The organism is Parasphingorhabdus sp., assembly GCF_036568145.1.
In the GTDB taxonomy this organism is placed as follows: Bacteria; Pseudomonadota; Alphaproteobacteria; order Sphingomonadales; family Sphingomonadaceae; genus Parasphingorhabdus.
The window spans coordinates 176,580-190,481 of record NZ_DATCTC010000016.1 but is presented as its reverse complement, the minus strand read 5'-3'; the positions used below and the strand labels follow the sequence as shown (position 1 = coordinate 190,481).

Sequence of the window (13,902 nt, the reverse complement as noted above, 5' to 3'; positions counted from 1 at the left end):
ACCCCGCCGGAATTGCGTCCAGCGGGGCTTTATCAACATAACCAAATAATCGGGGGTCTTAAACCGCCAGCGCAGCGAGCAGAAGCAACGCGACAATATTGGTGATTTTAATCATCGGGTTCACCGCCGGGCCTGCTGTATCCTTGTATGGATCGCCAACAGTATCGCCGGTCACCGCTGCTTTATGGGCTTCGGAACCCTTGCCGCCGTGATTGCCGTCTTCGATATATTTTTTCGCATTATCCCATGCACCGCCGCCTGCTGTCATCGACAGAGCAACGAACAGGCCGGAAACGATAACACCCAGCAACAATGCACCAAGTGCGGCAAAGCCATTTTCCTGACCTGCCACAGCGGTAATGACGAAATAAACCACGATCGGTGCCAGAACCGGCAATAGTGACGGCAGGATCATTTCCTTGATCGCCGCCTTGGTCACCAGATCCACCGTGCGGGCATAGTCGGGGCGTGATGTCCCGTCCATAATACCCTTGTCAGCCGCAAATTGTGCCCGGACATCTTTCACAACGTCACCGGCAGCGCGGCCCACTGCAGTCATGCCCATGGCTCCAAAGAGATAAGGCAAAAGCGCACCGAGCAGCAAACCGACAATCACATACGGATTTTCAAGACTGAAGCTGACCTGCAATTGCGGGAAAAACTCCTTAAGGTCAGCTGTGTAAGCCGAGAAAAGGACAAGCGCAGCCAGACCGGCAGAACCAATGGCATAGCCCTTGGTAACCGCTTTCGTGGTGTTGCCAACAGCATCCAGCGCGTCGGTTCTTTCCCGAACGCTCTCATCCAGACCGGCCATTTCGGCGATACCGCCAGCATTGTCGGTTACCGGACCATAAGCATCAAGCGCCACAACCATACCTGCCAAAGCCAGCATGGACGTTGCAGCAAATGCGATACCGATCAGACCCGCAAGCTGGTAAGCCACAACGATACCGACCACGATGACCAATGTTGGCAAAGCAGTTGCTTCCATCGAAATGGCAAGCCCCTGGATCACGTTGGTACCATGGCCTGTTTCCGAAGATTTGGCGATAGAGCGCACGGGACGATATTGGGTTCCGGTATAATATTCGGTAATCCAGATGATCAGGCCAGTAACCGCCAGACCAACCATCATCGACCAGAACAGCGCCATGCCGGTGAACCCGCCGGAGCCGTCAAGATCCGCGCCGATTACAGCATTCATATCACCCAGCGTACGCATGGTGACATAGTAGATTGCAGGAATCGACAGAACAGCAGTGGTGATAAAGCCTTTATAGAGGGCACCCATGATATTATTACTGCTACCCAGACGCACCATATATGTGCCGATGATAGAGGTGATGATACATGCACCGCCAACAATCAGAGGCAGCGCCATCAAGCTGTTGAGCATCGTGTTACCGACAAGATCGCCGAAAAGCAGGGCCAACAGCACCATGGTAGCGCCAACGGTCACAACATAGGTTTCAAACAGATCGGCAGCCATACCGGCACAGTCACCAACATTGTCGCCGACATTATCGGCAATGGTTGCAGGATTGCGGGGATCATCCTCCGGGATACCAGCTTCGACCTTGCCAACCAGATCGGCGCCAACGTCAGCCGCTTTGGTAAAGATACCGCCACCAAGACGCGCAAAGATCGAGATCAGGGACGCACCAAAGGCCAGAGCAACCAGCGCATCAATGACGTCGCGGCTATTGGCTGCAAGGTCAAGATGCGTAGTCAGTACCCAGAAGAAAATGGAAATCGCAAGAAGCGCAAGGCCGGCAACCAGCATACCGGTCACTGCACCCGCACGAAACGCCACGGTGAGGCCGGTTTGCAAGCTCTCGCTAGCGCCCTGTGCCGTGCGGACATTGGCGCGAACCGAAATATTCATTCCGATATAACCTGCAACACCGGACAATATGGCACCGACCAGAAAGCCTACCGTGGAAATTGCACCGAGGAATACGAAAACGAGAAGCGCGACAACAACGCCGACGATCGCAATCGCGCGATATTGCCGATTTAGATAAGCCTGCGCGCCTTCCTGAATAGCCGCAGCAATGTCTTGCATTTTTTCGTTGCCAGCCGGTGCACCCAGCACCTGACGGCTTGTAATAAACCCGTATAATACGGCTATTAAGCCGCAAATAATCGATATGGTAACAACAGTCATTGCTGTTCCTCTCCCCTAATATTTTCTGATCTCCTCCACAATTGGAGTGATATCTCAGAAACTTATAAAGAGTGAACTACATGGCGCAAGCCCTGATTTTACTAGGAACCCCTAGCATTGCGCGTAACATTCGAAATAGCTGGAACCTGAAAAAATGGCCCGTATCAATTATGGATAAAGCCCAAACTCTCCGGCAATTCCATTTGCTCGCCGTTCCTGATTAGCGACACATTCGATCCGGTCCGGCATTGGCCAATCCGTGTTAGCTCGATCGGCAGCACCGTTTCCGGGCTGGCAGTGAGCAGCAATTGATAATCGTCTCCGCCGGTCACCGCGTTCATTCGGGCGGCTTCACCGTCACCGAACAACGCCTTGAAAGCCGGTGAAAGCGGCACCCGGTCAAGATCAATCTCAAGATTGACGCCGCTGGCCTTGGCAATTCGGGAAGCATCCAGCAATAGCCCGTCGGAAATATCCATCATGCTGCTGACCAATGATGACAAGGCGCGGCCTTCCTCCAGTTTCGGTTCTGGCCGGTTATATATTTTTAGCAATTCCGCAGATGTCTCGATATCGGTAGCGTCTGCCTTGCCAGTTGCTATCTGCAATCCGGCCCATGCATCACCAATATTGCCTGTAACATATATTGCGTGCCCGGGCTCCGCCCCGGAACGTGCGGGAACGATATGGCCTTTGGCCTCACCAAAGGCGGTTAGCGACAAAGTGCGTTTGCCGCCCTCACCCACCGATACGGTATCTCCACCAAGCAGCGGCGTGCGAAAATGGCCGATAGCCTCTTTCAGACCACGGACAAAGGCATTATCCCATGCGTCGTCACTGGCCTGACTATAACCCATTATTAGTCCAAGCGGCTTTGCGCCCTTGGCGGCAAGGTCAGACAGGTTTACTGCAATCAGCTTCCACGCAACATCTGCGGGATCTGCGCTGGACAGAAAATGCACATCTTCGACCAGCATGTCATGGGTCATCACCAGCTTGTGGCGGCCAAAAGGCAATACCGCTGCGTCATCAGCCAATCCGCGTGCAGCGGGATGCGTTGCCAGTATTTTCAACTGGTCAATAAAATCCAATTCGGTCAATCAGGGCTACCCCAACAAAAATGACATGCCCCCATATCCGTTTCTAATACCCTGTCTTTACCATGCAGGAACGCGCTGAGTTAGCTTTTTACCTCGCCGCGCACCTGCTTCGCTATTGCATCCAGTAAACCATTGATGAAGCCACTGTCCTTTTTATTGAAAAAGGCATGGGCAACATCGACATATTCGCTGATCACTGTCCCCGTCGGAACTTCGTCCCGTTCCATCAATTCAAAGGCCCCGGCGCGCAGGATTTGCAACATTGTTTTGTCGAGACGCCCCATAGACCAGTCAGACGCCAGTTTTTCTTCGATAAGCTGATCGATTTCGCCAAGGTTGCGAGAGACTCCGATGACGATATCATCAAAAAAGTCCACTTCCACAGGTCGGTATTGCGCGTCTTCTATCTCTGCACCAAGCCGGTGGTCATGAAATTCCTTCAAAAGGCGCGGCACAGGCGTTTTTTCCATATGGTGCTGGAACAGGGCCTGAACTGCTGCAAGGCGAGCCGTGGAGCGGGTGTTTGATTTTGCGGTCATCGATTCAATCTTTTCCTTACGCTTGCTGCATGGGCAGGCAAGCCTTCTGCCTCGGCGAGCGCAACTGCCGCCGGGCCAATTTTTTCCAGTGCCGCCTGGTCACATTCCAGAAAGCTGGTCCGCTTCATAAAGTCGGTGACAGAGAGCCCGGACGAAAAGCGCGCGCGGCGACCAGTGGGCAGCACGTGGTTTGGACCGGCAACATAATCGCCAATCGCTTCCGGTGTGTGCCGCCCCATGAATACGGAACCGGCATGACGCACCTTGTTGAACAAAGCCTCCGGATCGTCGCAGGCCAGTTCCAGATGTTCGGCAGCCAGACGGTCAACCAGCGGAATGGCTTGCTCCAGACGATCAACAACTATTATAGCGCCATTGTCGCCCCAGCTTTGCGTAGCCGTCTTGCTTGTCGCCAATTCGGCAAGCTGCGCGTCTATTCGCTCGGCCACCTGATCGGCGAAACCCGCGTCATCGGTGAATAATATCGACTGGCTGGTGGGGTCATGTTCTGCCTGGGACAATAAATCTGCGGCGATCCAGTCCGGATTATTTTGACCATCGGCAACCACCACAATTTCCGATGGCCCCGCAACCATGTCGATGCCGACAACGCCATAAACCTGCCGCTTGGCTTCGGCGACCCAGGCATTGCCGGGGCCCGTAATCACATCGACAGGCGTTATCTTGTCCGTTCCGAATGCCAGCGCCGCCACCGCCTGCGCTCCGCCAATCCTCCAGATTTGGTCAACACCGGCAATTTGCGCCGCAGCGAGAACCAAGGGGTTCATCTCTCCGCCCGGTGTTGGGGTTACCATGATAATCCGGTCAACACCCGCGACCTTTGCCGGTATGGCGTTCATCAGCACGGATGACGGATAGGCTGCACGGCCACCCGGAATATATATCCCTGCCCGCTCAACCGCATTCCAGCGCGCACCGATGCGAACCCCGGCGTCGTCACGATAGTCACGATTTTCCGGTTTCTGCCCTTCGTGATAATCGCGGATGCGGATCGCGGCCAGCTCCAGCGCAATCCGCAAATTGGGATCAAGCCCCTCAAGCGCCGCTTCACATTCCACTTCGGAAACCTGCCAGCCGGTAAAGTCCAGATCATGTCCGTCAAATTTTTGCGTCAAACGGGACAGCGCATCGTCGCCATTGGCGCGAACGTCCTTGATAATCGCACGCACATCCGCCGATACATCGGCATCGGCCTCTCTTCGCGCATTGACCAGTGCGTCAAAAGCACCGGCAAAACCGGCATCCGATGTTGAAAGCCGCAGCGCCATTATGGCTGCCCCACCAGTTCACGGAATTTCTGCACCAGCGCGGTCAGTTCCTGACTACGCATCTTGAAAGCCGCCCGGTTCACCACCAACCGCGCAGAAATGTCGATAATCCGGTCGGTTTCAACCAGATTATTTGCTTTCAGCGTGCTTCCCGATTCGACCAGATCGACAATATGCCGCGACAGACCAAGCGAAGGCGCCAGCTCCATCGCGCCATTCAGTTTGACGCATTCTGCCTGAATCCCCCGCGCCTCGAAATGGCGGCTGGTCAGGTTGGGATATTTGGTGGCAACGCGGATGTGCGAGATATTGTCAATCTGCTCGGCATCATCCTTGGGCTGTGCAACCGACAAGCGGCAGCGGCCTATACCCAAATCAACCGGCGCATATAGCTCGCTATAGCTGAATTCCTCAATCACATCGGAACCGACAATTCCGATTTGCGCAGCGCCATGCGCGACAAAGGTCGCCACATCAAAAGCACGGACACGGATGATCGAAATATGCGGCTGATTGGTGCCGAACATCAGGCTGCGATTGGCCTTGTCGAAAAATTCCGGCGCAGGCTCAATACCGACCTTCGCCAGCATCGGCAGGGCTTCGTCGAGAATCCGTCCCTTGGGGATTGCAAAGATGAGGGGTCTGGTCATAGGCTTTCTATCATAACGTAGGGCGCATTAGGGCTTCACACCAGAAAGGGCAATATGTCTAACGAGCAAAAGGTAAGAGAGGCTTTCGCCAACCAGATAGAATATTGCCGTTCAAATGGTGCGCCGATTACAGGCCGGATTGTCGAAGCGATTATCGGCGCGGTAGATAACAGCAGCGAACTTGGCCGACGGGTATTGGGATGGGATGGCGATCCGCTTGCCGATGCCCTGCCCCTGCGGGTTGCAGGTGGCTTTCATGCGCTGCACATGGCCGGGCAACATGACCGGCTTTCCGCCATTTATAACGGTGATGAAAACGCGGCGGCCGATGCCGAACAGATTATCGCGCAGATCATCGCCAGCGATGAGGCGGCACTGCTCCCGTGGCTCGATTCTCCGCCGCAGACCAATGAAGCGGGCCGGTCCTCCTCTTATATAGCGGGATTGCTGTGGCTTACTTCTTGCGGTTTGCCGCCGCGCTTTGAACTTCTCGAAATCGGCTCCAGCGCCGGGCTGAATTTAATGATCGACCGCTATCATTATGACCTTGGCGGTGTCAGCGTAGGACCAGAAGATGCGCGGCTATCCTTCAAACCGGAATGGCAAGGCCTGCCTCCCCCCGATCAACCTTTTACCATCGAATCAATCTGCGGATGTGACATTGCTCCCGTTGACCTGACCGATCCAAAACAGGCTGACCGACTCACCGCCTATATCTGGCCCGAACATATAGTCCGTTTTGAGCGGATGAAGACCGCCATCGCACTGGTCAACGAAAAGCCGCCATGTCTGGAAGCGCGTGGCGCCGGTGACTGGATGGCCAAACAGCTCGCCAAGCCGCAGAAGGTAGGCGAAACACGGGTGCTGATGCACTCTATCGTATGGCAATATATACCCGAAGAAGAGCAGGACCGGATCACTCAACTGATGGAAGAGGCTGGCGGCAAGGCCACTCCGGACCGGCCATTGGCATGGCTATCGCTTGAAGCCAATCGGGCGACTTACCGACATAAACTCACCGTGAGACATTGGCCCGGCAGTGGTCAGCCGGTCAAGCTGGGGGAAGCCCATGCCCATGGTGCCTGGGTCAAATGGTCAGGGGTAAAAGCCTGATAGCCGGTTCACTCGCCGGGTGCTGTCGCCTTGATCGCCATGGCGTGAACCTTGTCGCGCATCAAATCGCCAAGCGCCTTGTTGACCATCCGCTGCCGGTTGAGCCGCGATTGGCCCGCAAACTCCGCACATTCGATCTCGACCGTGAAATGCGATTCGCCGCTGCCGTCATCCCCGGCATGGCCATGATGTTTGGCACTGTCGTTGATGACGTTGAGCGTGGTGGGTGATAGTTCGGCCAAAAGCCGCTTTTCGATTTCTGCGGCCACAGGGCCTTTTGATTCTGTTTCCATCATGCCTATATAGGGGATCGATTAACTTTTGCGAACCGCCTTCTAAAGACAGCATACGGACAATCAATTGCCTTCCTCCAATTCCAGAAAAAAGAATCCCAGCCGTGTTCACAGCCGCTTTCATGGCCGAGTGGAAACGGATGGCAAAAGATGCGAGATTGAAGGCTGCACAGAGGGCGGCGAGTTTCGCGCGCCGCCTGTATACGGCGCCTCCCATGGCTATGACGGTCCGGGGCAATATCGCTGGCTATGTCTGGATCATGTCCGCGAGTTCAACCAGGGCTATGATTATTTTGACGGAATGGATCAGGAACAGATTTTTCAAGCCCAGCATTCCCTCAACGGATGGGCGGATGAAAGCTATAGCAAGCGCCGAATCTATACCGCCGGAGCGGGATCATCACCGGCATGGTCCGATTTTGACGATCCTCTGGATGCAATCAGCGCAAGATTTGCAGCGGGTATTTCCCGGCCACAATCACCTGGTCGGATGATCAGCGCGGCCGACCGTAAGGCGCTTAAAACGCTAGGGCTTGGCGAGGATGCGGAACGCGGCGAAATCCGCAGACGCTATTCTGAACTGGTCCGAAAATATCATCCTGACCGGAATGGTGGTGACAGAAGTCATGAGAAACAGTTGGCAAATGCTATCGCGGCCTATACGCAGCTTAGGGAATCACCGGATTTTAGATGACAATCTGAAAAACGTATAACACGCTTGCCATATGGCCCGGAACCGACGCTGTGCGAAAACGATAGGCGATCTTCGACAGGTTCGGTGCTAACGGCCAGAAAAATCAAGCAGTGCATAAAGCAGTGAAATGAAACTGAGGACGAACATGACCGATTTACCAAACACCCATCCCAACGGCAGCGGCGAAACCGTTTTGGATGCCCCCGATATTACGGTCGATGCACGGGAAATGTTTGGTGTTGATCTGGATATGCAGATCCCCGCCTTCAGCGAAAAGGATGAGCGGGTCCCCGATCTTGACCCGTCCTATGTGTTCGACCTGGACACAACAGCCGCTATTCTTGCCGGATTTGCCTATAACCGCCGGGTTATGGTTCAGGGTTTTCACGGCACGGGTAAATCAACCCATATCGAACAGGTTGCCGCGCGCCTCAACTGGCCGTGTATCCGGATCAACCTTGACGCGCATATCAGCCGTATCGACCTTATCGGTCGTGATGCCATTGTATTGAAAGATGGTCAGCAAATCACCGAATTCCGCGAAGGCTTGCTGCCCTGGGCACTACAGACGCCGACCGCTTTAGTGTTCGATGAATATGATGCCGGCCGTCCCGACGTAATGTTCGTGATCCAGCGCGTGCTGGAATCCGAGGGCAAATTGACACTGCTCGACCAGAACCGCGTCATTCGTCCGAATCCCTATTTCCGCCTTTTTGCGACCGCCAATACTGTCGGCCTTGGTGATACCAGCGGGCTTTACCACGGCACGCAGCAGATCAACCAAGGGCAGATGGACCGCTGGAACATCGTGATTACGCTCAACTATCTGCCCGCGGCGACCGAAGCGAAAGTCATTCTTTCCAAGGTTCCGCAAACAGACGACAAAACCGTGGAAAACATGATCAAGGTTGCAGACCTGACACGCCAAGGCTTTGTCAATGGCGATATTTCAACCGTCATGAGCCCGCGTACCGTGATTAGCTGGGCGCAAAATGCCGCGATTTTCAATAATATCGGATTTGCTTTCCGCTTGAGCTTCCTCAATAAATGTGATGAAGCCGAACGGATGCTGGTCGCGGAATATTATCAGCGTGTCTTTGGCGAAGATCTGCCGGAAAGTGTTGTTGAAAAATAGTCAGTTCGCGCGTTCGCAGGCGAAATGATAACGATCATGCAATGGCATAATAAGGCTTGCTACATTCTGTATTGCCGATGTAATACAGCAAGCTCATGTTAGATAACCCGCCTCCCGCGTATGGTTTTGATAATGGTGAACCGCGTTCGCGGGGGATGTGGCCGTTCCGCCGCAAAGCCCGAGCGGAAGCCATGCCGGAAACCCCGGGAACCATGGCTCCTTATCCCGAAGGCTCAGCGCCTTTACCGCGCGAGAAACCGCGCGGTAAATGGTGGTGGTTTAGCCGTGGGCTCGCCGTTTTACTATTTCTGTTTATCCTGCTGGTTGCGTGGCTTGCCATTACAGCGCCGCTGTCCAAGTCCTTGCAGCCCATTGCACCGCCGCAAATCACACTGCTGACGTCCGATGGACAACCCATTGCTCGCGATGGGGCTGTGGTGGACGAACCGGTAAATGTGGCAGAGCTTCCCGATCATGTTGTGGACGCCTTTCTGGCGATTGAGGACAGGCGTTTCTATTCCCACTGGGGTGTTGATCCGCGCAGTCTTGCCCGGGCGATATGGAGCAATGCAACGGGCGACAGCATGATCCAGGGCGGCAGCACGATTACCCAGCAACTTGCCAAGCTGACCTTTCTGACACCGGAGCGCAGCCTGATTCGCAAGGCCCGCGAAATGTTTATCGCCTTTTGGATGGAGGCATGGCTCACCAAGGACGAGATATTGGAGCGCTATCTCTCCAACGTCTATTTTGGCGACAATGTTTATGGCCTGCGCGCGGCATCACTGCATTATTATTACCGCCAGCCAGAAAACCTGAAACCGGAACAGGCCATCATGCTTGCCGGGCTGGTTCAGGCCCCTTCCCGGCTTGCCCCGACACGCAATCCCGACCTTGCCGCCAAACGGGCAAAGCTGGTGAAAGCCGCCATGGTCGATGCCGGTTTCCTGACCCAGGAAAAGGCCGACACACTGCCCAATCCGGTGCTTGATGTCCGCATCCGCAACACATTGCCAACCGGAACCTATTTTGCCGACTGGGCTATGCCACGCGCCCGCGCCCTTTCGGGAATGACCTATAACAAGCTGACATTGACCACCACTCTCGATTCGCGGCTACAGAATATTGCCAGCAAAGTGGTGAGCCGCGCTCCTTTGGGCAAAGCGCAGGTTGCACTGGTGGCCATGCGGCCCGATGGCGAGGTCGTCGCAATGATTGGCGGGCGCAATTACAAGGATTCCGCGTTTAACCGCGTTACACAGGCAAAGCGCCAACCGGGATCGACATTCAAGCTGTTCGTCTGGCTCGCCGCTTTGCGCGCAGATATGCGGCCCGATGATCTGGTCGATGACAGCCCGATCACCCTGGGCAGCTATAGACCGAAAAACGCCGGGGAAGCTTATCGCGGCAAAATCACGCTGAAAGAAGCCTTTGCAAAATCGAGCAATGTTGTCGCTGTCCGCCTGTTCGAGCAAGTGGGCGACAAAGCGGTCATCCGTGAGGCGCGTAACCTTGGTATCACCTCGAAACTTGCAGAAGGCGATCCCAGCCTTGCCCTTGGCACATCGACCATGACGCTTCTGGAGCTCACCGCCGCCTATGCCGGGGTTGCGGGGAATAGCTGGCCTGTCAAACCCTATGCTTTCAAAAAGGCCGAGCAAAGCTGGATGGAATGGCTTGTCGACTGGCCGGGCCGCTATGGCACCAACACGCATCAACGCATGGAGGACATGCTCCGCGCCGCAGTCAATAACGGAACGGGACGCGCCGCCCGGCTTTCCATTCCCAATTACGGGAAAACCGGCACAAGCCAAAATAACCGCGACGCGCTATTCGTCGGCTATGCCGGAGATCTGGTGGTCGGTGTGTGGGTCGGCAATGATGACAACACCCCGCTTAAGGGCATTAGCGGAGGCGGTATTCCTGCGCGTATCTGGCGCGATTTCATGAGCGAGGCTGTAAAAGGTGCGGGACCGGCCAGCAAACCGGAACCGGTGCAAAAACCCGATCCTGATGGACCGGTTCAACCACTGGATGTGCCGGATATCGGGGACTTGCCGGACATTCCGGTTGATCTGGGCAAATCCGAAATCCGTATCAACGGCAGTGAAGGGGTAACAGTATCAACTGAAATTGGCGGTGTTCCATTGGATCTGAACATTAATAATGACGGGCTGGCCGTCGGGAGCAGGCCAGAACAGACCAGCCCGCCACCGGCCGGTCAGCCTGCCGAGCGTTAAGCCGTTAATCGTCCCTAGCAAAATCGGTGAATTTAGACCTTTGATTCCCCTCACCTTTCCGCTTATGGCTAAAGACTTCTATGGCTGAACGATCCAAACTTGATGATTTTAAAGAGGTGCTTGGCGGAGCAGCGCGCGCGCTGTCCGGTAAAGGTGAGGTTGAGCTTGCTTATACCGCCGAAGCGCCTTCGCAATCGAGAGAGCATCTTAAAGTACCGATGCCTGCCCGTGACCTGCCCGCAGATCAGGTCGCCCAGGCACGCGGCTTTGCGGATAGCTTTGCACTGAAGCTGCGTTACCATGACGAAGCGCGTCACCGTAAAAACGCGCCGCAAGAAGCTATTGCCCGCGCTTGTTTTGATGCCTTGGAACAAGTTCGGACCGATGCTCTTGGTTCCCGCACCATGAAGGGCGTGAACGGCAATCTTGATGCAGCGCTGGAAATGAGGATGCGGTCGGATCCGATTTCCCGTGCGCAGAACCGCGATGAAGTGCCTATTTCAACCGCCCTTGCCTTGATCGCCCGTGAAAAGCTGACCGGAGAAAAACCTCCGCAATCCGCGCAAAAGGGCGTGGATATGCTGCGCGAGTGGGTGGAAGAAAGCGCCGGTACTGATCTTGACGGGCTGAACCTGACGCTGGACGATCAGGAAAACTTTGCAAAACTTTCCACACAGTTGCTTGAGCATCTCGACCTTATCAAAAGCGATGATGAAGCATCCGAAGCAGATGATAGTGACGAAGATTCTGACGAGGATAGCGATGAACAGCAGGATGATGGCGCGGACGAAGAAGCCACGGGGGACCAGGGTCAGCAGGATATGCGCTCTGAACAGTCCGAAGACGACGCTCAGGAAGGCGAAAGCGAGCTAAGCGCCGACGATCTGGAAGAAGGCGCAGAGGACGAAATGGGTGATGGCGAGGATGACGGTATGATGCCGGTGCGCCCCAATCGCCCGATGTCGGATCTGCCGCCCGGTATGGATTATGCGCCGTGGACTGAAAAATATGACGAGATTATCAGCGCGACCGAATTGTGCGATGATGACGAGTTGGCACGGCTGCGGGCATTTCTCGACCAACAGCTTACAAGCCTGCAAGGCGCAGTGACGAAGCTCGCCAATCGCTTGCAACGCCGCCTGATGGCGCAGCAGAACCGCAGCTGGGATTTCGATCAGGAAGAAGGCATGCTGGATGCCGCCCGGCTTGCCCGTGTGGTGAGCAATCCGGCGCATAGCCTATCCTATAAGGTCGAACGCGAAACCGATTTTCGTGACACTGTGGTTACCCTGTTGATCGACAATTCAGGTTCGATGCGCGGGCGGCCCATCAGCATTGCCGCAATCAGCGCCGATATCATGGCACGGACATTGGAGCGCTGCGGCGTCAAGACAGAGATACTGGGCTTTACCACGCGCGCCTGGAAAGGCGGCCAGTGCCGTGAAAGCTGGCTGGCGGCCGGTCGCCCTGCCAATCCGGGCCGGCTCAATGACCTGCGCCATATCATTTACAAAGAAGCGGACGAACCGTGGCGGCGGGCGCGCAAAAACCTTGGCCTGATGATGCGCGAAGGCCTGCTGAAAGAAAATATTGACGGTGAAGCACTGCTCTGGGCGCATAACCGCTTGATCGCACGTCCGGAAGAGCGCCGCATATTGATGGTTATTTCTGACGGTGCGCCGGTTGATGATTCTACTCTTTCGGTGAACCACGGTGCCTATCTGGAAAATCATTTACGCAGGGTGATCGAGTGGATCGAAAACCGCTCACCCGTGCAATTGGTGGCTATTGGCATCGGCCATGATGTTACCCGCTATTACAAACGCGCCGTCACAATCATGGATGCAGAACAACTGGGCGGAACGATGGTCGAACAACTGGCCGGGCTATTTGATGAGGAACAAAAATGAACGTAACCGAAGCTGTTGAATCCCGCCGTTCCATTCGCCAATTTCTCGACAAACCTGTTGACCAGAAAACCCTCCAAAAAGTCCTTGAAACCGCCACCCGCTCCCCATCCGGCGGCAATACTCAGCCATGGAACGCGATTATCGTGACTGGCGACGAACTCACGCGAATTTCCGATGCAGTCAAAGCCAAAGTCCGGACCGCTCCTGCCGGAGAAGGCATCGAATATGACATCTACCCCAAGGGCCTGGAAGGCCGCTACGAAGATCAACGGCGGGGCGTCGGCAAGGCCATGTTTGGTTCGCTGGATATAGCCAGAGATGATAGCGCTGCGCGGGTTCAGCAGATGATGGCCAACTGGGACAGCTTTGGTGCGCCGGTGCAACTGTTTACCTATACACGCAAATATATGGGGCCGCCGCAATGGTCGGATATGGGAATGTGGCTGCAAACAGTCATGTTGCTTCTTCGCGAAGAGGATCTGGATAGCTGCCCGCAGGAAATATGGGCGCTATACGGCACTTATATGCGTGAATTGCTTGATATTGACGACGATCATATCTTTTTCTGTGGCATGGCAATCGGTTACCGTGATCCCGATGCGCCGATTAACAATTTCGATGTCCCCCGTGTCCCGTTGGCCGAAACGGTTCAATTTCGCGGGTTCTAGCCTGTTGACTTCCCCTCCCCCAAACATTTACGTGAAGTGACTTTTGTCACTTCGGTGTCGATTATCTGCTATACTAGGCTTGAGTGTATCGCGTAAGAATATGT

12 protein-coding genes are annotated in these 13,902 nt (G+C 55.0%); 6 read left to right on the top strand and 6 right to left on the bottom strand.

Annotated elements, in window-relative coordinates; translation table 11 throughout:
• Nucleotides 1–58: 58 nt before the first annotated feature.
• The 5 genes from VIN76_RS05145 to hisG all read right to left on the bottom strand — a co-directional run bounded on the left by VIN76_RS05145 (nt 59) and on the right by hisG (nt 5,745).
• The gene (locus tag VIN76_RS05145) at nt 59–2,167 is read right to left on the bottom strand and encodes a sodium-translocating pyrophosphatase (protein WP_332040747.1); all 2,109 of its coding nucleotides are present in this window, start codon (nt 2,165–2,167) and stop codon (nt 59–61) included.
• Between the two features lie 164 nt (nt 2,168–2,331).
• Nucleotides 2,332–3,267 carry a thiamine-phosphate kinase gene (gene thiL / locus VIN76_RS05140; protein WP_332040746.1) on the bottom strand — a complete coding sequence of 312 codons (936 nt, stop codon included), beginning with the start codon at nt 3,265–3,267 and terminating at the stop codon, nt 2,332–2,334.
• A gap of 80 nt (nt 3,268–3,347) precedes the next feature.
• A complete protein-coding gene (nusB, locus tag VIN76_RS05135; RefSeq protein WP_332040745.1) occupies nt 3,348–3,806 on the bottom strand; it encodes a transcription antitermination factor NusB in 459 nt (152 codons plus the stop codon).
• On the bottom strand, nt 3,803–5,095 hold the full coding sequence (gene hisD / locus VIN76_RS05130) for a histidinol dehydrogenase (protein WP_332040744.1): 1,293 nt from the start codon (nt 5,093–5,095) through the stop codon (nt 3,803–3,805). Before hisD ends, nusB begins: the two co-directional genes overlap by 4 nt.
• Nucleotides 5,095–5,745: an ATP phosphoribosyltransferase gene (hisG, locus tag VIN76_RS05125; RefSeq protein ID WP_332040743.1), complete on the bottom strand. Its 651-nt coding sequence runs from the start codon at nt 5,743–5,745 to the stop codon at nt 5,095–5,097. The genes hisD and hisG overlap by 1 nt, the downstream gene beginning before the upstream one ends.
• Nucleotides 5,746–5,799: 54 nt before the next feature.
• On the opposite strand from hisG, the gene VIN76_RS05120 reads away from it, so the two are divergent.
• Nucleotides 5,800–6,858 carry a DUF2332 domain-containing protein gene (locus VIN76_RS05120; RefSeq protein ID WP_332040742.1) on the top strand — a complete coding sequence of 353 codons (1,059 nt, stop codon included), beginning with the start codon at nt 5,800–5,802 and terminating at the stop codon, nt 6,856–6,858.
• Between the two features lie 8 nt (nt 6,859–6,866).
• Here VIN76_RS05120 and VIN76_RS05115 read toward each other — a convergent pair whose 3' ends face one another.
• A complete protein-coding gene (locus VIN76_RS05115; RefSeq protein ID WP_332040896.1) occupies nt 6,867–7,151 on the bottom strand; it encodes a BolA family protein in 285 nt (94 codons plus the stop codon).
• A gap of 67 nt (nt 7,152–7,218) precedes the next feature.
• Here VIN76_RS05115 and VIN76_RS05110 point away from each other — a divergent pair, with 67 nt between their 5' ends.
• From VIN76_RS05110 to VIN76_RS05090, 5 genes are all read left to right on the top strand, one after another.
• Entirely contained in the window at nt 7,219–7,845 is a 627-nt protein-coding gene (locus tag VIN76_RS05110) for a J domain-containing protein (protein WP_332040741.1), read from the top strand.
• 145 nt (nt 7,846–7,990) lie between these two features.
• Nucleotides 7,991–8,980 (top strand): cobaltochelatase subunit CobS, encoded by a 990-nt coding sequence (gene cobS / locus VIN76_RS05105; protein ID WP_332040740.1) that lies wholly within the window; start codon nt 7,991–7,993, stop codon nt 8,978–8,980.
• Nucleotides 8,981–9,192: 212 nt separating this feature from the next.
• Nucleotides 9,193–11,220, top strand: coding sequence for a transglycosylase domain-containing protein (locus VIN76_RS05100; protein ID WP_414696288.1), 2,028 nt, complete (start codon nt 9,193–9,195; stop codon nt 11,218–11,220).
• Nucleotides 11,221–11,300: 80 nt separating this feature from the next.
• A complete protein-coding gene (gene cobT / locus VIN76_RS05095; RefSeq protein WP_332040738.1) occupies nt 11,301–13,130 on the top strand; it encodes a cobaltochelatase subunit CobT in 1,830 nt (609 codons plus the stop codon).
• A complete protein-coding gene (locus tag VIN76_RS05090) occupies nt 13,127–13,798 on the top strand; it encodes a nitroreductase (protein ID WP_332040737.1) in 672 nt (223 codons plus the stop codon). Before cobT ends, VIN76_RS05090 begins: the two co-directional genes overlap by 4 nt.
• Nucleotides 13,799–13,902 lie beyond the last annotated feature (104 nt).

Bases quoted from the DNA above. Each gene is read 5' to 3' on its own strand.
- VIN76_RS05145 (WP_332040747.1), bottom strand. From the start codon at position 2,167: ATGACTGTTGTTACCATATCGATTATTTGCGGCTTAATAGCCGTATTA.
- nusB (WP_332040745.1), bottom strand. From the start codon at position 3,806: ATGACCGCAAAATCAAACACCCGCTCCACGGCTCGCCTTGCAGCAGTT.
- hisD (WP_332040744.1), bottom strand. From the start codon at position 5,095: ATGGCGCTGCGGCTTTCAACATCGGATGCCGGTTTTGCCGGTGCTTTT.
- hisG (WP_332040743.1), bottom strand. From the start codon at position 5,745: ATGACCAGACCCCTCATCTTTGCAATCCCCAAGGGACGGATTCTCGAC.
- VIN76_RS05120 (WP_332040742.1), top strand. From the start codon at position 5,800: ATGTCTAACGAGCAAAAGGTAAGAGAGGCTTTCGCCAACCAGATAGAA.
- VIN76_RS05115 (WP_332040896.1), bottom strand. From the start codon at position 7,151: ATGGAAACAGAATCAAAAGGCCCTGTGGCCGCAGAAATCGAAAAGCGG.
- cobS (WP_332040740.1), top strand. From the start codon at position 7,991: ATGACCGATTTACCAAACACCCATCCCAACGGCAGCGGCGAAACCGTT.
- VIN76_RS05100 (WP_414696288.1), top strand. From the start codon at position 9,193: ATGGCTCCTTATCCCGAAGGCTCAGCGCCTTTACCGCGCGAGAAACCG.
- cobT (WP_332040738.1), top strand. From the start codon at position 11,301: ATGGCTGAACGATCCAAACTTGATGATTTTAAAGAGGTGCTTGGCGGA.
- VIN76_RS05090 (WP_332040737.1), top strand. From the start codon at position 13,127: ATGAACGTAACCGAAGCTGTTGAATCCCGCCGTTCCATTCGCCAATTT.